Origin of the sequence: Mesorhizobium sp. WSM4983 (assembly GCF_029625765.1) — a bacterium.
In the GTDB taxonomy this organism is placed as follows: Bacteria; Pseudomonadota; Alphaproteobacteria; order Rhizobiales; family Rhizobiaceae; genus Mesorhizobium.
In genome coordinates, this window is record NZ_JARTVM010000003.1 from 25,854 (window position 1) to 49,295 (window position 23,442).

At 62.7% G+C, this 23,442-nt stretch carries 21 protein-coding genes; 12 read left to right on the top strand and 9 right to left on the bottom strand.

The window, feature by feature from the left end; genetic code table 11:
• Nucleotides 1-23: 23 nt before the first annotated feature.
• Both copM and P9254_RS11080 read right to left on the bottom strand, forming a co-directional pair.
• A complete protein-coding gene (gene copM, locus P9254_RS11075; RefSeq protein WP_067324310.1) occupies nt 24-413 on the bottom strand; it encodes a CopM family metallochaperone in 390 nt (129 codons plus the stop codon).
• A gap of 44 nt (nt 414-457) precedes the next feature.
• Nucleotides 458-2,953, bottom strand: coding sequence for a heavy metal translocating P-type ATPase (locus P9254_RS11080; RefSeq protein WP_278054775.1), 2,496 nt, complete (start codon nt 2,951-2,953; stop codon nt 458-460).
• 194 nt (nt 2,954-3,147) lie between these two features.
• Here P9254_RS11080 and P9254_RS11085 point away from each other — a divergent pair, with 194 nt between their 5' ends.
• From P9254_RS11085 to P9254_RS11110, 6 genes are all read left to right on the top strand, one after another.
• On the top strand, nt 3,148-5,952 hold the full coding sequence (locus P9254_RS11085) for a [protein-PII] uridylyltransferase (RefSeq protein WP_067324306.1): 2,805 nt from the start codon (nt 3,148-3,150) through the stop codon (nt 5,950-5,952).
• Between the two features lie 46 nt (nt 5,953-5,998).
• Complete coding sequence (gene murJ / locus P9254_RS11090; RefSeq protein WP_095799240.1) at nt 5,999-7,606, top strand: murein biosynthesis integral membrane protein MurJ; 1,608 nt, start codon at nt 5,999-6,001, stop codon at nt 7,604-7,606.
• 172 nt (nt 7,607-7,778) lie between these two features.
• Nucleotides 7,779-8,846, top strand: coding sequence for a tryptophan--tRNA ligase (trpS, locus tag P9254_RS11095; RefSeq protein WP_067003531.1), 1,068 nt, complete (start codon nt 7,779-7,781; stop codon nt 8,844-8,846).
• Nucleotides 8,847-8,948: 102 nt separating this feature from the next.
• The gene (locus P9254_RS11100; protein ID WP_067003529.1) at nt 8,949-9,440 is read left to right on the top strand and encodes a universal stress protein; all 492 of its coding nucleotides are present in this window, start codon (nt 8,949-8,951) and stop codon (nt 9,438-9,440) included.
• 217 nt (nt 9,441-9,657) lie between these two features.
• Nucleotides 9,658-11,907 carry an amylo-alpha-1,6-glucosidase gene (locus tag P9254_RS11105; RefSeq protein WP_278054780.1) on the top strand — a complete coding sequence of 750 codons (2,250 nt, stop codon included), beginning with the start codon at nt 9,658-9,660 and terminating at the stop codon, nt 11,905-11,907.
• Between the two features lie 144 nt (nt 11,908-12,051).
• Complete coding sequence (locus P9254_RS11110) at nt 12,052-12,621, top strand: NifU family protein (protein WP_067003527.1); 570 nt, start codon at nt 12,052-12,054, stop codon at nt 12,619-12,621.
• A 173-nt stretch (nt 12,622-12,794) separates the two neighbouring features.
• On the opposite strand, the gene P9254_RS11115 is transcribed toward P9254_RS11110, so the two are convergent.
• Nucleotides 12,795-13,412: a L,D-transpeptidase gene (locus P9254_RS11115; RefSeq protein ID WP_067003525.1), complete on the bottom strand. Its 618-nt coding sequence runs from the start codon at nt 13,410-13,412 to the stop codon at nt 12,795-12,797.
• Between the two features lie 223 nt (nt 13,413-13,635).
• Here P9254_RS11115 and cueR point away from each other — a divergent pair, with 223 nt between their 5' ends.
• A complete protein-coding gene (gene cueR / locus P9254_RS11120; protein WP_067003523.1) occupies nt 13,636-14,025 on the top strand; it encodes a Cu(I)-responsive transcriptional regulator in 390 nt (129 codons plus the stop codon).
• A 46-nt stretch (nt 14,026-14,071) separates the two neighbouring features.
• Nucleotides 14,072-14,413, top strand: a complete 342-nt coding sequence (locus P9254_RS11125; protein ID WP_278054784.1) for a DUF1330 domain-containing protein — start codon at nt 14,072-14,074, stop codon at nt 14,411-14,413.
• A 6-nt stretch (nt 14,414-14,419) separates the two neighbouring features.
• On the opposite strand, the gene P9254_RS11130 is transcribed toward P9254_RS11125, so the two are convergent.
• Nucleotides 14,420-14,734, bottom strand: a complete 315-nt coding sequence (locus tag P9254_RS11130; RefSeq protein WP_278054786.1) for a hypothetical protein — start codon at nt 14,732-14,734, stop codon at nt 14,420-14,422.
• A gap of 97 nt (nt 14,735-14,831) precedes the next feature.
• Here P9254_RS11130 and P9254_RS11135 point away from each other — a divergent pair, with 97 nt between their 5' ends.
• Nucleotides 14,832-14,999, top strand: coding sequence for a hypothetical protein (locus P9254_RS11135; protein ID WP_278054787.1), 168 nt, complete (start codon nt 14,832-14,834; stop codon nt 14,997-14,999).
• A 1,186-nt stretch (nt 15,000-16,185) separates the two neighbouring features.
• On the top strand, nt 16,186-16,905 hold the full coding sequence (locus P9254_RS11140) for a hypothetical protein (RefSeq protein WP_278054788.1): 720 nt from the start codon (nt 16,186-16,188) through the stop codon (nt 16,903-16,905).
• Here P9254_RS11140 and P9254_RS11145 read toward each other — a convergent pair.
• Nucleotides 16,902-17,096 (bottom strand): hypothetical protein, encoded by a 195-nt coding sequence (locus P9254_RS11145; protein WP_278054789.1) that lies wholly within the window; start codon nt 17,094-17,096, stop codon nt 16,902-16,904. The genes P9254_RS11140 and P9254_RS11145 overlap by 4 nt on opposite strands.
• Nucleotides 17,097-17,101: 5 nt before the next feature.
• Between P9254_RS11145 and P9254_RS11150 the strand changes: the two genes are divergently transcribed.
• Entirely contained in the window at nt 17,102-17,920 is an 819-nt protein-coding gene (locus tag P9254_RS11150; protein ID WP_278054791.1) for a DUF3800 domain-containing protein, read from the top strand.
• A gap of 256 nt (nt 17,921-18,176) precedes the next feature.
• Here the strand turns inward: P9254_RS11150 and P9254_RS11155 are convergent, their stop codons facing one another.
• Nucleotides 18,177-19,118 carry an IS1595 family transposase gene (locus tag P9254_RS11155; RefSeq protein ID WP_278054793.1) on the bottom strand — a complete coding sequence of 314 codons (942 nt, stop codon included), beginning with the start codon at nt 19,116-19,118 and terminating at the stop codon, nt 18,177-18,179.
• Nucleotides 19,119-19,229: 111 nt separating this feature from the next.
• On the opposite strand from P9254_RS11155, the gene P9254_RS11160 reads away from it, so the two are divergent.
• Nucleotides 19,230-19,730, top strand: a complete 501-nt coding sequence (locus P9254_RS11160) for an MmcB family DNA repair protein (protein ID WP_164746772.1) — start codon at nt 19,230-19,232, stop codon at nt 19,728-19,730.
• 56 nt (nt 19,731-19,786) lie between these two features.
• Here P9254_RS11160 and nhaA read toward each other — a convergent pair whose 3' ends face one another.
• From nhaA to P9254_RS11175, 3 genes are all read right to left on the bottom strand, one after another.
• Complete coding sequence (gene nhaA / locus P9254_RS11165) at nt 19,787-20,977, bottom strand: Na+/H+ antiporter NhaA (protein WP_278054796.1); 1,191 nt, start codon at nt 20,975-20,977, stop codon at nt 19,787-19,789.
• A 271-nt stretch (nt 20,978-21,248) separates the two neighbouring features.
• The gene (locus P9254_RS11170) at nt 21,249-21,812 is read right to left on the bottom strand and encodes an ActR/PrrA/RegA family redox response regulator transcription factor (protein WP_040974834.1); all 564 of its coding nucleotides are present in this window, start codon (nt 21,810-21,812) and stop codon (nt 21,249-21,251) included.
• A 107-nt stretch (nt 21,813-21,919) separates the two neighbouring features.
• On the bottom strand, nt 21,920-23,245 hold the full coding sequence (locus tag P9254_RS11175; protein ID WP_095799233.1) for an ActS/PrrB/RegB family redox-sensitive histidine kinase: 1,326 nt from the start codon (nt 23,243-23,245) through the stop codon (nt 21,920-21,922).
• Nucleotides 23,246-23,442 lie beyond the last annotated feature (197 nt).

Below are 23,442 nucleotides of genomic sequence, written 5' to 3' on the forward strand. Positions count from 1 at the left end.
TCCGGGATTTCCGGCGCGGGGAACTAGTTCACCGGATGCTTGGCAAGCCAATCCTGCATTTTTTTGATCTCGGCTTCCTGCGCCTTGACGACGTTCTCGGCGAGCTTGCGGATTTCCGGGTCCTTGCCGTTGGCGATCACCACCTTGGCCATGTCGATGGCTCCCTGGTGATGCGGGATCATGCCGCGGACGAAATCGACATCGGCATTGCCGGTGTAGTTGAGCATCATGTCCTTGTGCATCTTGTCCATGGCCGCCTTGTAGCCAGCGGTTGCGGGGCTGTCCGCGCCCATGGCCATCCCGGACATGTCGTGCTTCATTTCGTCCGATTGCGCGGGCACGCTTTCGAGGAACACCGCGATCAGCATTCCCGCCGCCATCAGCAGCAGCACAATCTTCTTGGCCAAGGTCATCCAATATCTCCTGTTGAATGGAATGTCGTATTTGGGGGCGTCGCTCAGAGTTTCAACGTTCTCAGCCGCAGCGCGTTGCCGATCACCGAGACCGACGACAGGCTCATCGCCGCCGCCGCGATCATCGGCGACAGAAGCATACCGGTGAGTGGGTAGAGCACTCCGGCGGCGACCGGCACGCCAAGCACGTTGTAGAGGAAGGCGAAGAACAGGTTCTGGCGAATGTTGCGGATCGTCGCCTGGGCCAGTGTGCGGGCTCTGACGATGCCGTTGAGATCGCCCTTGACCAGCGTGATGCCGGCGCTTTCGACCGCGACGTCGGCGCCGGTGCCCATGGCGATGCCGACATCGGCTCCGGCAAGCGCCGGCGCATCGTTGACGCCGTCGCCGGCCATGGCGATGCCGGCGCCCCTGGCGCGCAGTTCGTCGACAAGTGCCGCCTTCTGATCCGGCAGCAGCCCGGCGCGGACCTCGTCGATGCCGAGCCTGCCGGCGATCGCTTTTGCCGTGCGCTCGTTGTCGCCGGTCGCCATGATGATCCTCAAGCCCTTGTCGTGCAGCGCCTTGATCGCCTCGGCCGTGGTTGCCTTGACCGGATCGGCGACGGCAACCAGGCCGGCAAGCTTGCCGCCGACGGCAACGAACATCGCCGTCTTGCCTTCGGCCTGCAGCGCCTCCGCGCTGGCGGAAACGGGCGCGGTGTCGACGCCGAGGTCGGCCATCATCGCCGCATTGCCAAGCGCAACCTTCCTGCCGGACACGTTACCGGCAACGCCCTTGCCGGTTATCGCCTCGAAGTCCTCGGCACCTGCAAGCTTGGCGCCGCGTTCGGCGGCACCTTCGACGATCGCCTCGGCGAGCGGGTGTTCCGAGCCCTTTTCGAGCGTCGCGGCGAGCGCCAGCAATTCATTCTCCGCAATGCCTTCGGCGGCGACGACATCGGTCAGCCGCGGCCGGCCCTCGGTCAAGGTGCCGGTCTTGTCGACGATCAGTGTGTCGACGGAGGCGAAGCGCTCCAACGCCGCCGCTTCCTTGATCAGCACGCCGGCATGCGCGCCGCGGCCGGTCGCAGTCATGATCGACATCGGCGTGGCCAAGCCGAGCGCGCAGGGACAGGCGATGATCAGCACCGACACCGCCGACACGATGGCGAAGGCCAGGCTGGGCTCGGGGCCGAAGAGCGACCATACAATGAAGGCGATGATCGCCACCAGCACGACAGCCGGCACGAAGTAAAAGGAAACTCGATCTGCCAGCCCCTGGATCGGCGCGCGCGAGCGCTGCGCCTTGGCGACCATTTCGACGATGCGCGAAAGCGTGGTCTCGGCGCCGACCTTTTCGGCACGCATGATGAGGGAGCCGTTCTTGTTGAGCGTGCCGCCGGTGAGCGAATCGCCCTCCGACTTCTCGATCGGCAGCGGCTCGCCGGTGATCATCGATTCGTCGATGGCCGAGCGCCCCTCGAGCACGATGCCGTCGACCGGCACGGCGTCTCCGGGGCGGATACGGAGCCTGTCCCCGGTCTTGACGCTGTCGAGCGGCACGTCCTTTTCGGTCCCGTCAGCGCCGATCAGGCGCGCCGTCTTCGGCGCGAGGTCGAGCAAGGCGCGAACGGCCGAGCCCGTGCGCTCGCGGGCTCTGAGTTCCAGCACCTGGCCGAGGAACACCAGCGCGACGATGACCGCGGCCGCCTCGAAATAAACCGGCACGCTGCCGTCATGGCCGCGAAATTGGTGCGGGAAGACATCCGGGAACAGCGTCGCGACAAGGCTGAAGAGATAGGCAGCGCCGACGCCGAGCGAAATCAGCGTCCACATATTGGGACTGCGGTTGAGCAGCGATGCCCAGCCACGATGGAAGAACGGAAACGCCGCCCACAGCACGACCGGACTCGCCAGCGCCAGCTCTGCCCATGTCTTCGTGCGGCCGTCGACGAAGCTTTCGAAGCTGACGCCGAGCATCGGCGCCATTGCGATGATGAGAAGCGGCAGCGAAAGCACGGCGCTGACCCAGAAGCGGCGGGTGAAATCGACAAGCTCCGGATTCGGGCCTTCGTCCCCGGACGGCACGCCCACCGGCTCCAGCGCCATACCGCAGATCGGGCAGGAGCCGGGCCTGTCGCGAATGATCTCGGGATGCATCGGACAGGTGTATTGTGTGCCCTTAGGCATCGGCTGCGGCGCAGGCCGGCCGGCAAGATACTTTGCCGGCTCGGCTTCGAACTTGTCCTTGCATCCGGCCGAACAGAAATAGAAACCCTGCCCCTCGTGTCGGACAAAATGCCTGGCGCTAGCGCGGTCGACATTCATGCCGCAGACGGGATCGGTGGCCGTCAGATATTTGTCCGGCTCGGCCTGGAACTTCGTGCGGCAGCGCTCGCTGCAGAAATGAAAGGTCCTGCCGCCATGCTCGGCCGCCGGATCGACCGCCATGCCGCAGACGGGGTCGCGAATCACCGCTTCGGTCGCAGGCCGAGCATTCTTCCCCGAACAGCAGGATGCGCCGTGCGCATGATGATGGTTATGGTCGGAATGGGTCATCAGCAAATGCCTCGGAACTCTCGGATTGAGGCGGAGGTAGTCCTTCCAGTAACTGGAAGGTCAAGGGTCAGTTTCGATTTTTTAGTCTAGAAAGTTGATCGGCTGAGCGTCGAACGCACCTTCCGCGTGATGGAATTCGGCCTGTCGCACGCCCCATACACAGCGCGAAGAAAACGCGCTATAGACGCCGCCGAATGGCCAAGATCTCCCTCAAACTCGACGAAATCATCGATGGCGACGCTTTGCGCCGCGACATGACTGCGCTGACGGCGCCGAGCGCAGGCGACGGCTCCGGCAAGGCTGCCCGCACAGCGGTTCTCCAACTGCTCAAGGGCAAGCTCGCGGAAGGGCGAACGATCGCCGAGGCGATGCTGAAGCAGGATGGCGGCGGCCATGCCTGCGCCGAGCGGCTGTCGCATCTGATGGACGAGTTGATCCGGGCGCTTTACGATTTCGCGGCCACCCACGTCTACCAGGTCAAGAACCGCTCCGCCGCCGAGCGCATGGCGGTCGTCGCGGTCGGCGGCTACGGCCGCGGCACGCTGGCGCCGGGCTCCGACATCGACCTGTTGTTCCTGCTCCCTTACAAGCAGACGCCGTGGGGCGAGCAGATCGTCGAATACATGCTCTACATGCTGTGGGACATGGGGCTGAAGGTCGGCCACGCCACCCGCAACATCGAAGAGTGTCTGAGGCTCTCGCGCACCGACATCACTATCCGCACCTCGATCCTGGAAGCGCGCTTCCTGTGGGGCGAACGCAAGCTCTACGACGAACTGCTCACCCGCTTCGACCACGAAGTGGTGCGCACCACCGGACCCGAATATGTGCAGGCCAAGCTCGCCGAACGCGACGAGCGCCACGCCAAGGCGGGCGAGAGCCGATACCTCGTCGAGCCCAATGTCAAGGACGGCAAGGGCGGCTTGCGCGATCTGCAGACGCTGTTCTGGATCGGCAAATACTTCTACCGCGTGCGTACCGGCCAGGAACTGGTCGAGAAAGGCGTCTTCACCGAAGCCGAGTATCGCGAGTTCCAGAAGGCCGAGGACTTCCTATGGGCGGTGCGCTGCCACATGCATTTCCTCACCGGCAAGGCGGAAGAGCGGCTGCATTTCGACATCCAGCGCGAGATCGCCGAGCGGCTGGGCTACACCACCCATCCCGGGCTGTCGGCGGTCGAGCGCTTCATGAAGCACTACTTCCTGGTCGCCAAGGATGTTGGGGATCTCACTCGCATCTTCTGCGCCGCGCTCGAGGAAGAGCAGGCCAAGCATGTGCCCGGCTTCAACCGCATCTTTCTCACCTTCTCGCGGCGCAAGCGCAAGCTTGCCGGCACGTCCGACTTCATTGTCGACAACCACCGCATCAACATTGCCGACGACAGCGTGTTCGAACGCGATCCGGTCAACCTGCTTCGGCTGTTCTGGTTCGCCGACAAGCACGGGCTGGAGTTCCACCCCGACGCGCTGAAGCTGCTGACCCGGTCGCTCGGCCTGGCCAACAAGTCGCTCAGGCGCGACGAGGAGGCCAACCGGTTGTTCCTCGATATCCTGACCTCGGACCGCAATGCCGAGCTCAATCTCAGGCGCATGAACGAGGCCGGACTGCTCGGCAAGCTGATCCCCGACTTCGGCAAGATCGTCGCCATGATGCAGTTCTCGATGTACCACCATTATACGGTGGACGAGCATCTCATCCGCTGCATTGGCGTGCTGGCCGAGATCGAGCGCGGCGACGGTGCCAAGGTGCATCCGCTGTCGCACTCGCTGATGCCGGGGCTGAAGAAGAGCCGCGAGGCGCTCTATGTCGCGGTGCTCTTGCACGACATCGCCAAGGGCCGGCCGGAGGACCATTCGGAGGCCGGCGCCAGGATCGCGCGGCGCATCTGTCCGCATATGGGGCTGTCGGCCGCCGACACCGAGACCGTCGCCTGGCTGGTCGAAAACCATCTCGTGATGTCGATGACGGCGCAGACGCGCGACCTCAACGACCGCAAGACGATCGAGGATTTTGCCTCGATCGTGCAATCGGTGGAGCGGCTGAAGCTGCTTCTGATCCTGACCGTCTGCGACATTCGGGGCGTTGGGCCCGGCGTGTGGAACGGCTGGAAGGGACAATTGCTGCGCACGCTCTATTTCGAAACCGAGTTGCTCTTGACCGGGGGCTTCTCCGAAGTGTCGCGCGCCGAGCGCACCTCCGCCGCGCGCGAGCGGCTCGCCGAGGCGCTTTCCGCATGGCCGGCGAAGGAGCGCAAGCGCTATGTCGCCCAGCACTACGAAAACTATCTGCTGACCGTCGACCTGCCCGACCAGTTGCGCCACGCCGAATTCGTCCGCGAGGCGGATGTGGCCGGCAGGAAGCTCGCCACCATTGTGAAGACGCATGAGTTCGAAGCGGTAACCGAGATCACCGTGCTGGCGCCGGACCATCCGCGCCTGCTGTCGGTGATCGCCGGCGCCTGTGCCGCGGCCGGCGGCAACATCGTCGATGCGCAGATCTTCACCACCTCTGACGGGCGGGCGCTGGACACCATTTTGATCTCCAGAGAATTCGATCGCGACGAGGACGAGCGGCGGCGGGCCGAACGCGTCGGCAAGCTGATCGAGGACGTGCTGTCCGGCAAGAGCTGGCTGCCCGAGATGATCGAGAAGCGCGCCAAGCCGAAGCGCGGCGCCAAGGCCTTCCGCATTCCGCCGCGCGCCGAGATCCGCAACACGCTGTCGAACCGTTTTTCCGTGATCGAAATCGAGGGGCTGGACCGGCCCGGCCTGCTCTCAGAGGTCACCGGCGCGCTGTCGGACCTATCGCTCGATATCGCCTCGGCCCACATCACCACCTTCGGCGAAAAGGTCATCGACACCTTCTATGTCACCGACCTTACCGGCCAGAAGATCGACAGCCCGACGCGCACGGCCACGATCCACAAGCGGCTGATCGACACACTCGAAGGCAACGCGCCCGAACGCAACGGCAAGGCCAAGGCGGCGGCCGCCGAGTGATCATCACCATCCATTTGACGCAATTCCGCAGGCAGTCATCCTCCGCATGAGCCTTGTCAAAAAATTCGCCACCGTCGCCTCCGGCACGCTGATGAGCCGCGCGCTGGGTTTCGGCCGCGAGATGCTGATGGCGGCGGCCCTCGGCACCGGACCGGTCGCCGACGCCTTCAACGCCGCCTTCCAGTTTCCCAACACCTTCCGCCGGCTGTTCGCCGAAGGCGCCTTCAACGCCGCCTTCGTGCCGCTGTTCGCCAAGGAGATCGAAACGCACGGCACCGACGGCGCAAAGCGCTTCTCGGAGGAAGTGTTCGGCGTGCTGTTCTCGGCGCTTCTGGCGCTCACCATCGCCATGGAACTGGCGATGCCGCTGATCGTCCGCTATCTGGTGGCGCCGGGCTTTGCCGACATTCCGGGCAAGTTCGAGACGACCGTCCGGCTGGCGACGATCATGTTTCCCTATCTGATCTGCATGTCGCTCGGCGCCATGATGGCCGGCATGCTGAACTCGCTGCGCCGCTATTTCGCCGCGGCCATCGCCCCCGCTTTCCTCAACATCATCCTGATCAGCGTGCTCGCCTATGCCTGGTATCATGGGCTCGACGCGCATGATGTCGGCTTCGGCCTATCCTGGGGCGTGCTGGCGGCGGGCATCGTGCAGCTCGCCATCGTCTGGGTAGCGGTGCGCCATGCCGGCATCTCGATCGGCTTCCGCCGACCCAAGATGACGCCGAACGTCAAGCGGCTCCTGATCCTGGCGCTGCCGGCCGCTATTACCGGCGGCATCACCCAAATCAACCAGCTGATCGGCACGGCGATTGCCTCCGGGCAGAACAGCGCCGTGTCATCGCTCGCCTATGCCGATCGCATCTACCAGCTGCCGCTCGGCGTCGTCGGCGTTGCGGTGGCGATCGTGCTGCTGCCGGAGCTGTCGCGTGCTTTGAAATCGGGCAATCTGATCGAGGCGGCCAATCTGCAGAACCGCTCGGTCGAGTTCACGCTGTTCATGACCTTGCCGGCGGCCGCGGCGCTTTGGGTGATGTCGGAGCCGATCGTGCGGCTGGTCTATGAGCGCGGCGCCTTCGCCGCCAACCATTCGACGCCGATCGTCGCCTCGATCCTGGCGATCTTCGGCCTCGGCCTGCCGGCCTTCGTGCTGATCAAGGCCTTCACGCCCGGCTATTTCGCGCGCGAGGACACGCGCACGCCGATGATCTTCGCCGCCATCTCCGTCGGCGTGAACGTCGCCACCGCGCTGAGCTTGTTTCCTTCGATGGGCGCGCCGGGCATCGCCGTCGCCTCGGCCGTCGCCGGCTGGGTCAACGCGGCTTTGCTGCTCGGCATGTTGATAAAGCGCGGCCACTGGGGTCGTGACATACCGCTCTTGAAGCGCATTCCCCGGCTGGTGCTGTCGGCTGTTGTGATGGCGGTCGCGCTCTATTTCGCCGAGCACTATTTCGCGGCAAGGCTCGGACCCGGCTCGCCGCTGGTGATCAAGGCGACGACGCTGCTCGCGCTTGTCGGCGGGGGTGCGGCGCTCTACTTCATCACCGCCTTCGGCACCGGCGGCGCCGATTTCGGCATGATCCGTCGGAACGTGAAGCGCGGCACGGGGAAATCTGCGCCGCGGAAATCGAACACCGGCTTGGACGAATAACTCGAGCTGGCCTTCAGCAACACCGGTCTTGATCCCGCATTCGCCTTCGTCCATAAGCCCGCCGTCGCAAGACTTTCGCCGCGCGCGGTTTCCAGCCGCATGATTGGCTCCAAAAAGTCTGCAACTTTTTGGAATCATGCGTATACGGCCCTCCACAAGCCATGAGGAAATCATGTCCGCCTTCAAGCCCCTCGTCTTCTCGGGCGTCCAGCCGACCGGCAATTTGCATCTCGGCAACTATCTCGGCGCCATCAAAAAATTCGTCGCCCTCCAGGAACAGTCCGACTGCATCTATTGCGTCGTCGACCTGCATTCGCTGACGGCGCAGCTCGTGCACCAGGACCTTGGCGACCAGACGCGCTCGATCACCGCCGCCTTCCTCGCATCGGGCATCGACCCCAAGAAGCACATCGTCTTCAACCAATCGCGAGTCATCCAGCACGCCGAGTTGGCCTGGATCTTCAACTGCGTGGCGCGCATCGGCTGGATGTACCGGATGACGCAGTTCAAGGACAAAGCCGGCAAGGACCGCGAGAACGCCTCGCTCGGCCTGCTCGCCTATCCGAGCCTGATGGCCGCCGACATCCTGCTCTACCGCGCCACCCATGTGCCCGTGGGCGAGGACCAGAAGCAGCATCTGGAATTGACCCGCGACATCGCGCAAAAATTCAACAACGACTTCTCGGAAAAGATCGCGGCGCTCGGCGTCGGCGTCGAGATGCAGGTCGGCGAAGAGACGGTGAACGGCTACTTCCCGATCACCGAACCGGTGATCGGCGGTCCTGCGGCGCGCATCATGAGCCTGCGCGACGGCTCGAAGAAGATGTCGAAGTCGGACCCGTCGGACCTGTCGCGCATCAACCTCACCGACGATGCCGACACAATCTCGAAGAAGATCCGCAAGGCCAAGACCGATCCGGAGGCCTTGCCGAGTGAAGTCGACGGGCTGGAAAGCCGGCCGGAAGCCGAAAACCTGGTCGGCATCTATGCCGGCCTCGCCGAAATTTCCAAAGCCGACGTGCTGAAGGAATATGGCGGCCAGCAGTTTTCCGTGTTCAAGCCGGCGCTGGCCGACCTTGCGGTCGAAAAGCTCGCGCCGATCGCCTCGGAGATGCGCCGCATCGAGGGCGACCGCGCCTATGTCGACGCCGTGCTCAAGGACGGCGGCGAGCGCGCCCGCGCGATCGCCGAAGGCACGATGAAGACGGTGCGCGACATCATCGGCCTGTTGCAGGACTGATCGGTCCTCGCTGGTTGACTGGGATCGCCATACCGGCCGGCGGCTTGCCGCCGGTCCGTGGCGGTGGCAGATTGCGGCCGAATTGATACCGAGCGGACAGACATGGTTTCCAAACGCCTCAGCCGTGAAGCCGGACATCGCCGCAAATTCCTGGCGATCATCGACGATACGCCGGAATGCGAGCGCGCGGTCGCCTACGCATCGACGCGCGCACAGAGCACCAGCGGCGTGCTGGTCCTGCTCTATGTGATCGAGCCGGACGATTTCCAGCATTGGCTGGGGGTTGAGAAGATCATGCGCGAGGAAGCCAACGCGACCGCGCGCGCGGCGCTCGACACCTATGCCAGCAAGGTGCGCCAGAAGGTCGGCATCGAGCCGGAACTGGTGGTGCGCGAAGGCAAGCCGACCGAGGAAATCCACAAGCTCATCGAGGAAGACCAGGACATCGCCATCCTGGTGCTGGCGGCCGGCGCCGGCAAGGAAGGTCCGGGGCCACTGGTGAGTGCGGTGGCCGGCCGGGGCGCCGCCTTTCCCATCCCGGTCACCGTGGTGCCGCAGAACCTCTCCGACGAGGAAATCGAGAGCCTGGCCTGAATTGGGAAGGCCCCTCCTGCCCGATTGGGACGTCGCCGATCCGCAGATACACATCGATGTTATCACCCAGCCCATAGCCCTTGGCCCGTGTCGGCGGCGCGCCATTTGGAATGGTCACGGAAACGGCCATTCCAAAGGAGCGCCGGTGGACGAATCAACCCGGAAAGCAGGGCGTAGCGGCACGTCAAAGCCGCGAAACGCTGGGACTGGATCACCGGTGCAGCAGCGCTCGCAGGCAGCGCGATCGCAGCAAAAAGCCCGGCAGACGCCTCATGCGCAGCAGGAGCGCAGGCACCGCGTGCTCGCCAAGGGGCACCCGGCCATGGTGGACAGCATCGCCGGGGCGATTACGGTCAAGAATCTCGATCTCTACTATGTCGTCGCTCCCGACGCCCAGATACCGCTGAAGGGCGAGCACGGCTTCGGGCTCTATTTCCACGACTGCCGTTTCCTCGGCGGCTATGAGATGACGCTGGGCGGTTTGCCGCCGATCGTGTTGGCCTCGACCGCGCAAAGAGGTTACGCCGCGCTTTTCGAACTGGCCAATCCCGACCTGCATTGCGATGGGGGGCGACTGATCCCCAAGGACGAGCTCGGCATCCGCTGGGAGCGCATTCTCGATGCGGAGCAAACATGCCTGCGAGAGGTTCTGACCATCCAGAATTTCGGCCACGAGCCGCATGGCTTTCCGCTGGCCCTGCACTTCGGCGCCGGCTTCGAGGACATTTTCAATGTGCGCGGACTGGTGCCGAAGAACCTCGGCAGGTGCGAGCGGCCCGCCTGGCGCGACGGCAGCCTCCACTTTGTCTATCACGGCGCCGACCACGTCCGCAGAACGGCAGCAATCGGTTTTTTGCCGGCACCCGATGCCATGCACAGAACGGCGGCCGAGTTCCGGTTCGATGTGGCCCCAGGAGAAAAGCGCACCATCGCGATCACCATAGAATTGAGGGAACTGTCGGAAGAGCCGGAGGCCGAGCAAATGAGCCAGCACCCGGCGTTTGCTCTCGAGGGCTTTGCCGGGACGGTTCAGGCGGATACTGAAAAATGGCTGGAGCAACACACGAAGTTCGACAGCGACAGCCTGCTGCTCAACAGCATCATGGACCGTTCGCTGCGCGATCTCGCGGTGCTCAGGTCGGATCTTGGCAACAGGGAGTATTTCGCAGCCGGCGTGCCGTGGTACGTCGCGCTGTTTGGACGCGACAGCCTGATCGTCGCGCTCGAGATGCTCGCCTTCCAGCCGGAGATCGCCGCCCAGACGCTGCGCCTTCTCGCCGGCTATCAGGGACGCCGAACGGATCGATGGCGAGAGGAGCAGCCCGGCAAGATACTGCATGAGCTGCGCGTCGGCGAGCTCGCTCGCGCGGGCAATGTCCCACATGCCAGATTCTACTGCACGGTGGACGCGACCCCGCTCTTCCTGCTGCTTCTCGGCCGCTATGCCGCGTGGACAGGCGACGTGGGTCTCTTCCGCGAACTGCGGGAGCCGGTGGAAAAGGCCTTGGGCTGGATCGCCAAGGCCGGAGACGGGCATGGCGAAGGCTATGTCAAATACCGGACCATCTCGGAAAGCGGTCTCGTCAACCAGGGGTGGAAGGATTCGGCCGACGCGATCGTCAGGACCGACGGCAGCATCGCCAGGCCGCCGATCGCGCTGGTCGAGGTGCAGGGCTATGTGTTTGCGGCCAAGCATGCCATCGCCGATCTCTACGAACGCATTGGCGAGCGCAACAGCGCCAGGCAGCTTCGCGGCGAGGCCGAAAAGCTTCGGACACGGTTCAACCGCGACTTCTGGTGCGAGGACCTGGACACTTTCGCGCTGGCGCTCGAGGCGCGCGGCCGCCCGGTCGCGGTCGTTTCCTCCAACCCGGGCCATGCGCTGTGGACCGGTATCGCGGATCGGGGCAAGGGCCGCCGAACCGTCCGGCGGCTGATGCAGGACGACATGTTCAACGGCTGGGGCGTGCGCACGCTCTCGAGCGCGGAGCGGCGCTACAATCCCGTCGGATATCATCTCGGCACCGTCTGGCCGCATGACAATGCGCTGCTGGCGGCCGGCTGCCGGCGGTATGGCGAGGACGGCGCGGCGCTGAGGACCTTCACCGCCATTGTCGAAGCGGCGATGCACTTCCGCCATCACCGGCTGCCGGAGGCGATGGCGGGCTTTCAGCGCAACGATTTCCAGGTGCCGGTGCACTATCCCGTGGCCTGCCACCCGCAGGCATGGGCAGCGGGCGCGGTGCCGTTCCTGGTGACCACCTGCCTCGGCCTGGAGCCCGACGCCTTCGCAAACAGGCTGCGGATCGTGCGGCCGCGACTGCCCGATTTCGTCAGCCGCATCGAGCTTCGCGGGCTGCGGGTCGGCGAGGCAAGCGCCGACCTCGAATTCATGCGCACGGCGGACGGCGCCGAGGTGAACATCCAGAAGACGAGTGGACAACTCAGCGTGGAAGTCGGAGGATAGGCTTGCCGTGGCGAAGCGCTCCGCCGGGGCAAAAACATTCCGCCAGCCAGCCGTTCGGGCGACGCGTTTCGCTTGAATGTCCAGCCGATAGAGCCTATTTAGAACTATTCCAAACTATCGGCCCGGAAGGGCCTGGAGATATCCATGTTCATCCAGACCGAATCGACGCCGAACCCGGCGACGCTGAAATTCCTGCCCGGCAAGGAAGTGCTGCGCGACGGCACCGCCGACTTCCGCGACGCCGAAGGCGCCGCGCAGGCTTCGCCGCTGGCCGGCCGGCTGTTCGAGATCCCCGGCGTCACCGGCGTCTTCTTCGGCTACGACTTCATCACCGTGACCAAGGACGGTCCCGACTGGCAGCACCTGAAGCCGGCGATCCTCGGCGCCATCATGGAGCATTTCATGTCCGGCGCGCCGGTCATGGCTTCGGCGGCCCCGGCCAACGATGCCGGCCAGGCCGGCGAGTTCTACGACAAGGCGGATGAGGAGCTGGTGCTGACCATCAAGGAGCTGCTCGACACCCGGGTGCGCCCGGCGGTCGCGCAGGATGGTGGCGACATCACCTTCCGCGGCTTCGAGAACGGCACCGTGTTCCTGCACATGAAGGGTGCCTGTGCCGGTTGCCCGTCGTCGACGGCGACGCTGAAGCACGGCATTCAGAACCTGCTTCGGCATTTTGTTCCGGAAGTGCAGCAGGTCGAGCAGGTCGCCTGATAATTCTGCTCCGCCGGCCGCCTGTTGCGGTTTCTGAGCTTCTCGGCGGAGTGAATTTTCTCCAACCGCAAAAACAAAAAACCGGGCCCCAACAGCCCGGTTTTCTGTCTTTGGACGTCTTGTTGTTGCCTAGACGGTCCGCGCACGCAAGCTTTTGTCCGCGGCCATCGTGATCACATCACGATGACCTTGGCGCCGACCGAAGTGCGGTCGTAGAGATCGATAATGTCCTGGTTCATCAGGCGGATGCAGCCCGACGACATCGCCTTGCCGATGGAGAACCACTCCGGGCTGCCATGCAGGCGGTAGCCCATGTCGCCGCCCTTGTTGAACAGATACATGGCGCGCGCGCCGAGCGGGTTCTTCAGGCCCGGCTCCATGCCGCCCGCGAATTTGGCGAGTTCGGGCTGGCGCTTGATCATCGGCGCCGGCGGCGTCCAGGTCGGCCATTCGCGCTTCAGCGCGATATGGGCGGTGCCGTGCCACTCGAAGCCCTCGCGGCCGACACCGATGCCGTAGCGCATGGCCATGCCGTCACCCTCGACGAAGTAGAGGAACTTGTTCTGGGTGTCGACGATGATGGTGCCGGGCTTCTCGGGAGTGTCGTAGCGCACTTCCTGCCGGCGGAAGCGGGCCGGAACCTTCTCGATCGGTATGCGCGGCAGCTGATAGCCGGCATCGGTCATCGCGCCATAGTTGTTGGTGAAGATTTGCCCGCCAATGGTGCTGCACCCGCTGATCGCGGTCGACAGCGCAAGGGCGGCGACGATTGCAAACGACTTCAAGCGCATGAATAGGTCCGACGCCCCGCCTTTTATCAGCGGCACGAGTCGGCCGCTTTCTCACCATCATTCATGCTGGCATTTCTTTTGCTTGCCAAGCGTGCACTGCCTATATGCATGACCTTCCCTGCCGGTAAGTGCCGAACTGCGGCATTTCGGCAACAGGGGTCCCAGGATTGTGAAGTAAAATCAACGGGGCAGCCGGAAAGGCTGCCGGAAACAGGAGAGCGCCATGAATGTCGGTGATGCCGCCGAGCGTTCCGGCCTGCCGGCCAAGACCATCCGCTACTATGAGGAGATCGGCCTGATCCTGCCGGCGCGGGCCGAAAACGGCTACCGCGACTACTCGCGCGACGACGTGCACCGGCTGGCCTTCTTGCGCCGCGCCCGCAACCTCGGCTTTTCAATCGATGATTGCAGGCAGCTGATGGCGCTTTATCAGGACCGCGACCGCGCCAGCCATGACGTGCGCGAAATCGCCAGCGCCCATGTCAGGGCGATCGAGGAAAAGGTGCGCGAACTGCAGTCGATGCGCGCGACGCTGCAGAAGCTGATCCACGCCTGCCACGGCGACGACCGGCCGGACTGCCCGATTTTGGATGACATGGCGGGGGCGGCGTGAAGTCGCCGACCGGAGCTAGACAAGTATCCGATCTCTATCTTAGCTCTTGAGCCAGAAACAAATCCTCGGCAGGAGTGCTCCACCCGTGAAGGGATACTGGCTCATCGTCGGCACCGAGATTTCGGATCAGGAAGCGCAAGCCGAATACGCCAAGCTTTGGAAGCCCATCGGCGAGAAGTATCAGGCACGCAGCAATCCTTCGAAAGTGCCGCCCCTGCTGGTGGAGGCGCGCGATGCTGGTCGGGTGATCGTCGTCGAATTCCCATCATTGGAAGCTGCCAAGGCCTGCTATGACGACCCGGCTTACGAGGAAGCGAAGCGGTTTGCGCTGCAGGCGTCGAACCGCGTGCTGCTCATCTTCGAAGGGGATCTGGGGGAGGCTGGATGAGGCGCTCTACAATGAAGCGTCAATCATCGGCATTACTTGGGCGATCACCGATTGGCCTGTAACGCTGATTGCGTTCGGCTTAGGATTTTTTTGGGGTTCATACTGCGGATGCAGCAGGGTAGCAACACTCTCAAGTGTTGCGGTGGTCTGTGAAATATATAACCGCCCGCGCCTTTCGCCCTCGTTTAGGTGGGCGACGGAGTTGCCCGGGTCCGTATTATCTGGGCCGAAATAGCGCCATTTGATTTCGCCTGTGACGCCATATTTGGTCTTTATCCTGCGCACTTCGTCTGCAATGCCATGCCATTGGGCCTCATGCATGATAAGACCGGCTATGACAAAATAGGGCCTATTGCCCACGCGGCAGGGTTTTGGGCGGGCTACCACTCTCGTCAATAAAGCAAAGGTGCATTCTGCAATGTCAGGCAAACCCGCTGAAAAGAGTCAAGTTGAGAAGTTCCGCGAACTGGCGCGGGAGATTGAAACCGTCGATTCCGAAGAGCCGTTGAACGCGGCGATTAGGAAAGCGGCAAAGTCCCCGCCGCCGCCTAAGCACGACGAGAAAGCGGGAAAGAAGCCTCGCTAGCCCCTTGGTCGTCATCATAAGACTTCCACCAAGTGCCGCGCAGGATGCTGGCGATATCCCGATCCTGTGTGGGGTGACGCATCCGGTGAGGATCGAGCAACGGTTCGGTTTCTATGAGCCGCCGTCGTGAGCGTTCGATACACTCTCTCGATCTGGCGATTAGAAGGCTGTCCTGATCGGAATACAGCGCGTGCGGGAGATTGTTGGGAGACATTAGCGTGGCTCCAGTCTTATGCAGACGGGAGCGCTAGATCGCTGTCTCTCAGCCGCCGATGTCCGTTGGGTCGTTACCGGCGATAGTGGTCAACATACCGGAACCCAATTCGGTTCCCGAATTAATTGTGCGTCTGGGTCTGTCAAATATACAATCGCCCTTTAGTAGGCGATTATCTGGTTGACAAACCAAGAGTGTGATAGGAATATAATCCGGACAGACCGGCTGAGCATATCCAGAGGAACAAACCTGGCTCCCAGACGATTGTTGACGGCAGTCATGTTCGCTTTTGGGTCCAGCAGATAGCCCGTCGCCACATCCTCCCGGCGTCGGGCTGTTCTATGGAACCAAATCGGGCTTCGGTCTATTGTCATTACATCGCCGGTAACGACCCAACGGACATCGGCGGCTGAGAGACAGCGATCTAGCGCTCCCGTCTGCATAAGACTGGAGCCACGCTAATGTCTCCCAACAATCTCCCGCACGCGCTGTATTCCGATCAGGACAGCCTTCTAATCGCCAGATCGAGAGAGTGTATCGAACGCTCACGACGGCGGCTCATAGAAACCGAACCGTTGCTCGATCCTCACCGGATGCGTCACCCCACACAGGATCGGGATATCGCCAGCATCCTGCGCGGCACTTGGTGGAAGTCCTACGAGGCCGAAGACGCAGCATGACCTTGCGTTAGCTGGCGCTAATATCGTGAACGAATGGTGAATCGGGTGGAGCGTCACTCCAAACCGAGAAGGCGGCTCAATTGGAAAGCGGCCTCGCTAGACTCGATCCGGGCCAGCACTTCAAGGTGGAATGGGTCAGAGCGCTTCGTTCGATACAGGAAGTATCCACCAAGATGTTCATATCCCGGTCCGGCGATGCTTGCCTGTTGGCGCGATAACGGCGATATATTCAGAGTTGATTCGGCGTCAGCATTCCCGCTGTAGAAGTGCATTTCGGCATTGAGGGGGTCGTATGAAAAAGACGCATCGGGTGGTGAAGACTGCCGAGATCCCGGTTCAATATCTGGCTGACTATATGGCTTCGTCGAACCAGGTGCGGCGCGGGATCGTGCAGAAGTCAAAATACAAATCCTTAGCGCGAGTTTTCCAACACCAAATCGCTCGCAAAACGATATCAGATCACATTCTGGAGGGGAATCCCCTGCCGGGCGACCTGAAAGAAAAAGCCGAAGACATCCGCAATCTGCTTGCGGATAGCGATTTCGACACTCAGCTGCACAACTATAATGCCGAATTTGTCGAGGCATTTGCGGATGTCTCCGATAAGCTCGACCTTTCATGGTTCCAGTTGCAAGCGCCACAGAAGCCAGAGCATCCCAGCTACAACGGCACGACGGTAAAGTTCACTCCAAGCCTGCTCACCTATCGGAAGACCAAGGCAAACACTCATAAGATCGGCGGCATCATGTACCGCTACGCCAAGGCTTCGCCAGTACCGAAGGAAGCCGCCGAGTTTCAGGCCGCTTTCATGTACGGCTTTTTCACGACAAATCCGTTTGTCGAGGAAGCGAAACCGGAGGATGCGCTATGCGTTGTCTTCGATGCGGTCAACGGCATGACCTACAATTCGCCAGCCAAGGCGATCTACAAGTTCAATGAAATGAAGGCCGTTTGCGGCGATATCGCCGAAAAATGGGATAACATTCCGCCGCCAGCCGGGGCCGTTCTTTAGTCCTTGCCGTCCTTGCCGTCCTTGCGCTTGCGGCGCGCCAGTTCCTTTATCTGCTCATTGGTGAGCTTTGGCGCGTGGGCGATCTTATTGACGACAGCCTCAAAGGCCGCGTCGGACTGGTCTGTTTTAAGGTCGCGCGCCGCTTCCTTAAACTTGTCGAGTTGACTCTTGGGCTTTTCCTTGATTCCCATGCTCGATGCCTTGTTCCTTTTCAGCCTATGTTGATGAAGCGGGAGACGAAGGTTTCGGGAAACTACGCCTTCCCGGAACAACCGGCCAATCTCGTTGGCTTGGCGTCGGGGCCGTACTTGTTTCCGAAAGCAATGACCGCTTCATGCCATCATGGCGCGACGAAATCGTATCACTTTTCCCTAAGAAAAAGAATCAGCGGGATCTACATTTCCGATACCTAAATCACCACCAGCGCGTTGCCGCCTGCAACATTCTTCGTGAGAAGCCTCTCGGGATTTGCGTAATAGCATCCAACAAAGAGACCATCCTCGATAGCGAGGAGCTTGAGGTTTTTAAGCGAAAGCAGCACCTCTATAACTACCTTGTTCGCTGGCTTTTGGAGCGGCTTACCGCCGCTTGTAGGGAGAAGGCGCGGCTAGAGGGCAATGGGCCGGCCAGCCTTTTTGTCACCTTCTCTCGTCGTGCCGGCACCGACTACCAAGTGATGCGAGACTACTTTGAATTCATGAGGGATGGCCGGGAGCTGATGACGCCTGTGCGGTCGATAGATTGGGAAGTTTTCGACCCCGCAAACATACGGGTTGAAAATCATGCGGTGAGGGCCGGGTTGCAGATTGCGGATGTCGTCACCAGCGCGACTTGCGCGGGACTTGAGCCAAACGAGTACGGAAACATTGAGCCACGTTACGCCCTATCTCTGAAAGCACGATATCTTAGGGAGCGGAAACGCATCTTGAATTGCGGTCTTACCCTAATCCCCCCAATAGGGCGCTCCCCGCTCAGTGAAGAGCAGGGAGCGTTCATCGCTGATTTAAATAGGTGACAGGCCCCCGGACCCCTGATCCACATTGCTAGAATGCTGCTGCCCGAAGGCAACTCGGGGTAACTCCAGCGCTTGCCTGCCATGCCAAATATGACATTTTTCCTATCGCGTTTCAATGCCGTTTTGACGAAAAGTAAGCCGAATCAATTGGTTAGGGCGTAACCCATTGATAACGACTCACTTTTTCTTTCGTCGCGAGTATCGCCAGAGTGGCAATTCGAGCTGCACCGGCTTGCGGTAATGCTTGCACTTATCGTCAAGCAGGTCTGCGATAAGTGAGGCGCTTACCCTTCACGCCATTCAGCGCGATGAATGCGCGGGTGCCATCATCGACGCCAAGGGCAACGCGGTTCGAATAGCGGAAATCGAACTCGGCCAAGTAGCGGTGCAGATGGTGTTCGCTGCAATGCTGATAGACGCCCTTCATGCCGCGCTTGAAGATCGAAAAGAAGCCTTCGACGGTGTTGGTGTGGACGTTGCCGCGAACATATTCGTCCCTGGAATGCGTGACGAATTCATGCGAGGCGAAATCCTGGCTGGCGCGGCGATAGATGCCGCTCTCGTCGGTCATGAGCGCGCTTTCCTTGGCGATGTTGGCGCGGACGATAGGCATGACATTGCCCATGCGCGCGGTATCGACATGGAAGGAACGGGCCTTGCCGCCGCGCTCGACCAACGTGACGACCGTGTTCTTGTGGGCGCTGCCGCCGCGCTTGACGGGAGAGCCCTGCAAACGACCGATATAGGTTTCGTCGGCTTCAACGAACTTGCCGCCGCCGCCCATCGGGGAAAGCTCGCCAGAGGCCATAGCAAGGCGAATGCGATGGCACAGGAACCAAGCGGCCTCATAGGTGCATTCGAGTATGCGGTGCATCTGGTGGGCGCTGATACCCTTCTTAGAGGCGCACATTAGGTGGATGGCCTGTAGCCACTTGGTGAGCGGCAAATGGCTTTCCTCGAAGATCGTGCCCATGCGGACGGTGAACTGCGAGCGGCAAGCGCTGCACTTGTACAGGCCGTGACGCTCGACGCCGTTCGGGTTCTTTTTGGACGGCTTGGTGCGAACGCCCTTCAAAGCGTAGTGACGATCAACGCTACCGCACTTGGGGCAAACGGGACCGTTCGGCCACAGTATGGATTCGACATGCTCGAAAGCCTTGGCTTCGTCATGGAATTCGGGGCGGGACAGAACGGACATGGCGATAACTCCTTGGAATCGTTATCGCAGTTCCGTTTGGGTTTGTCAAACATATAATCGCCCTTTAGTATCGGGTTCAAACCGTGAACAAAATCTGGCATGGTGCCTGCCATGCCTATCGTTTCCGCGATTCCCCTCAACCCGCTGATCGACGGCCGCCAGTCGGAGCGCGCCATGCTGGTGCGGCGCGGCGTGCAGCGTCTGCTGACCCAAATGGGCGCGCATGTGCTGCCAGAGCTATCCCTGGCCACCGGCCGGCGGGCCGATCTTGTCGCGCTGACCCGGCAGGGCGACATCTGGATCATCGAGATCAAATCCTCGATCGAGGATTTTCGCGTCGATCGCAAATGGCCGGACTACCGGCTGCATGCCGACCGCTTCTTCTTCGCCACCCATCCCGGCGTGCCCGCGGAAATCTTTCCGGAGGAATGCGGCTTCATCCTCTCCGACGGCTATGGCGCGGAGATCTTGCGCGAGGCGCCGGAGCACCGCATCGCGGCCGCGACGCGCAAGGCATTGATGCTCAGGATCGCCCGCGCCGGCGCGGCGCGGCTCTTGGCGGCGGAGCTTGCCGGCGTGGCGGTGCCGGCGCTGGATGGCGAGAGTGAATAGCACCATGTCCTCGCCCCCGCGAAGGCGGGGAGAGGAACGGGGCGTTGCGGTCTGGCCTACTCCACATCCTCTTCCGCCCCACCCGTCGCTGGCGCCATCAGCAGCACCGCCGCGCCGACCAGCGCGGCGATCAGCGAGCCGGCGAGGATGCCGACCTTCACCGCGTCCTGAAGGGCGGCGTCATTGGCGAAGGCGAGCAGGCCGATGAACAGGCTCATGGTGAAGCCGATGCCACACAGAAGCGAAATGCCGATCATGTGCAGCCAGCCGGCATTGGCCGGCAGGTCGGCGAGGCCCAGCCGGATGGCGAGAGCCGAGGCGCCGAAGACGCCGACCAGCTTGCCGACGACGAGGCCGGCGGCGACGCCCAGCGTCAGAGGCTCGACCAGCGCGGCAACGCTCAAGCCGCCTAGCGAGACGCCGGCATTGGCGAAGCCGAAGATCGGGATGACGATGAAAGGCACGAGCTTGTGCAGGCCGTGTTCCAGCCGGTGCAGCGGCGAGTGTTCGACGTCGTGACCGATGCCGGGCGAACGCTCGAGCGGGATGGTGAGCGCCAGCGCCACGCCGGCAAGCGTCGCATGCACGCCCGACTTCAGCACCAGCACCCAAAGCGCCGCGCCCAGTACGAGATAGGGCAAGAGGTTCATCACCCGCATGCGGTTGAGCACGATCAATACGGCGATGACCGCGAAGGCGGCGCCGAGATAGGCGAGCGACAGGCCGCTGGTGTAGAACAGCGCGATGATGATGACGGCGCCGAGATCGTCGATGATGGCCAAAGCGGTAAGAAACACTTTCAGCGAGGCCGGCACGCGGCTGCCGAGCAGCGACAGCACGCCGAGCGCGAAGGCAATGTCGGTGGCGGTGGGGATCGCCCAGCCGGGAAGCGCCGCCTGGTTGTCGCGGTTGACCAACACATAGACCAGCGCCGGAAACACCATGCCGCCGGCCGCGGCGATGCCCGGCAGCACGCGGCGCGGCCAGGTTGAGAGCTGGCCGTCCAGCATCTCGCGCTTGATCTCCAGCCCGACCAGCAGGAAGAACACCGCCATAAGCCCGTCATTCACCCAGTGCGAGACGCTGAGCGGACCGAGATAGGCGTGGAGGGCGGCGAAATAGGTTTCGGCGAGCGGCGAGTTTGCGACGATGAGCGCAAGGGCGGCGGCCGCCATCAGGATGATACCGCCGGCCGCCTCGCCGTCGAGGAATTCGCGAAGCATCGATTTCGGCCGCTCGTCGCGCATGCCCCCTCCGTCACATGGCCCGCCGGCCGGTTGTCCTTCGCGATGATGCTCAAACGCGCACGACGGGGCAAGCAATGGACCGGTCGGCCACCGTCGCCCTCCTTGCAAGCGCCGGCGCCGCCCCTCACCTGTCTGCCGGCATCCTCTCCCCGTATGACGGGGAGAGAGGCGCTCTCATCGCGGTTTTCGCCAATCGCCAGCGTTGCTAGGCGGCAGCCAGCGCTGCCTTCGACACTCGCCATCGGCAGCACCGTACGCGCGTTTAAGCAGGTTACCGCGGCGCCCGCTTTGCCAGAATCCGCTGCAGGGTGCGCCGGTGCATGTTGAGCCGGCGCGCGGTCTCGGAGACGTTGCGGTCGCACATTTCATAGACGCGCTGGATATGTTCCCAGCGCACGCGGTCGGCCGACATTGGGTTTTCCGGGGGTGCTGCCCGCTCGCCCGCGGTGCGGGTCAGCGCGGCGAAGACGTCGTCGGCATCGGCGGGCTTCGACAGGTAGTCGACAGCGCCGAGCTTCACCGCCGTCACCGCGGTGGCGATGTTGCCGTAGCCGGTCAGGATGATGGTGCGGGAATCGTCGCGCTTCTCGCGGATGGCGGCGACCACGTCGAGGCCGTTGCCGTCGCCGAGCCGCATGTCGACCACCGCATAGGCCGGCGGGCGGGCGCGCGCCTTGGCGACGGCCTCTTCCACGCTTTCCGCCGTCTCGACCGCGAAGCCCCTGGTTTCCATGGCGCGGGCAAGCCGGGTGAGAAATGGCTTGTCGTCGTCGACGATCAGCAGCGAGGTGTCCTCGCCTTCTACCATTGCGCCGGTGGGTTCTTCTGCGCTCATTTGCGTCAGCATCCTACTGCCTTACTTTTACGCAGATACAATTCTGCAACAGCAATGTCCAATTTTTACACCCGGCAACAAAGCTGCCATGCGCCAAATGCATAGGCTCACGCATTGTCGAATGCGGTGCCCGGGGCATGCTCGGGATTGAGGAAGACGCCGCGAGGCCAGGTGATCTGCACCACCGCCCCCTCGCCGAGCCCGCTCGAATTGCGAAAATCGATCGTCGCGCCCGAGCGCTCCAGCAACGTCTTGGCGATGAAAAGCCCGAGCCCGAGGCCGCCGCCGGCCTCTGTCCCCTGGCGCGTCGACATATAGGGCTCGCCGATGCGGTCGATGATTTCCGGCGGGAAGCCCGGCCCGTCGTCAATGATCGAGAAGGAGACCTCCTCACCGTCCCAGTTCCAGCTGACGGTGACCGTGTTCTTGGCGAAGTCGACGGCGTTCTCGACCAGATTGCCGAGCCCGTAGATGACGCCGGGGCTGCGCTGCCCGACCGGCTCCGGGCCGATGCGCTCGCCGGGGCGCAGCCGGATCGAGATGCCGAAGTCGCGGTGCGGCGCCGTCACTTCCTCGACCAGCGAGGTCAGCGGCAGGCGCGAAAGATGCGCCTCGCCTTCCGAGGACAGGCTGGTCAGCCGCTTCAGGATCTCGCGGCAACGCTCGCTCTGCGAGCGCAGCAGCTTCACGTCCTCGCTGAATTTCGGATCTTCTCCCAGCGCCTTTTCCATTTCCTTGGCGACGACGGTGATGGTGGCCAAAGGCGTGCCGAGCTCATGCGCGGCGGCCGCCGCGAGGCCATCGAGCGCCGAAAGATGCTGCTCGCGCTGCAGCACCAGCTCGGTGGCGGCGAGCGCGTTGGCGAGCAGGCGTGCCTCGGCCGCGACGCGGAAGGCGTAAATCGCGGTGAAGGCGATCGAGGCGAACACCGCCATCCACATGCCGGCGACATAGATGAAGGGCATCGACAGCGGCGCGCCTTCGTACCAGGGCAGCGGCAGATGGAAGAACACAAGCAGCGTGGCCGCCGCGATGACCAGCGCGCCGAGCACCGCGGTGAGGCGCAGCGGCAGTGATGCGGCGGAAATGACGACGGGCACCGAGAGCAGGACCGAAAACGGGTTGGTCAGGCCGCCGGTCATATAGAGCAGGCCGGCGAGCTGCAGGCTGTCGATGGTGAGGATGACGAAGGCCGAGAGCGGGGTCAGCCGATGCGCCGCGGGATAGCGGAAGGTGAGCCAGAGGTTCATCCAGGCCGAGCAGGCGATCAGCGCGAAGCACAGCGAGACCGGAAGCGGGAATTTCAGCCCGTAGCCGACGACGAGCACCGCGATGCTCTGGCCGACAATGGCCAGCCAGCGCAGGCGGATCAGCGTGTTGAGCCGCAGCCGCTGGCTCTGCTGGGAATCGGGCGCGCGCAAAATATTGATCATCGACTTACGATTATAGCCGCAGGAGGGTGAGCGCTAGTAGCGCTGTGACTGCGACTTGACCGGTCAGCGGCCGTTGTTTCGGTTCACCATCATGAGGGCTTGATGATTGGCCTAGGCCCCTCGCGACTTCGTCATCCACGGGCGGAGCGACGCGAAGCGGAGCGCAGGCCCGAGGAGATCCATTCCGTGACTTCGAA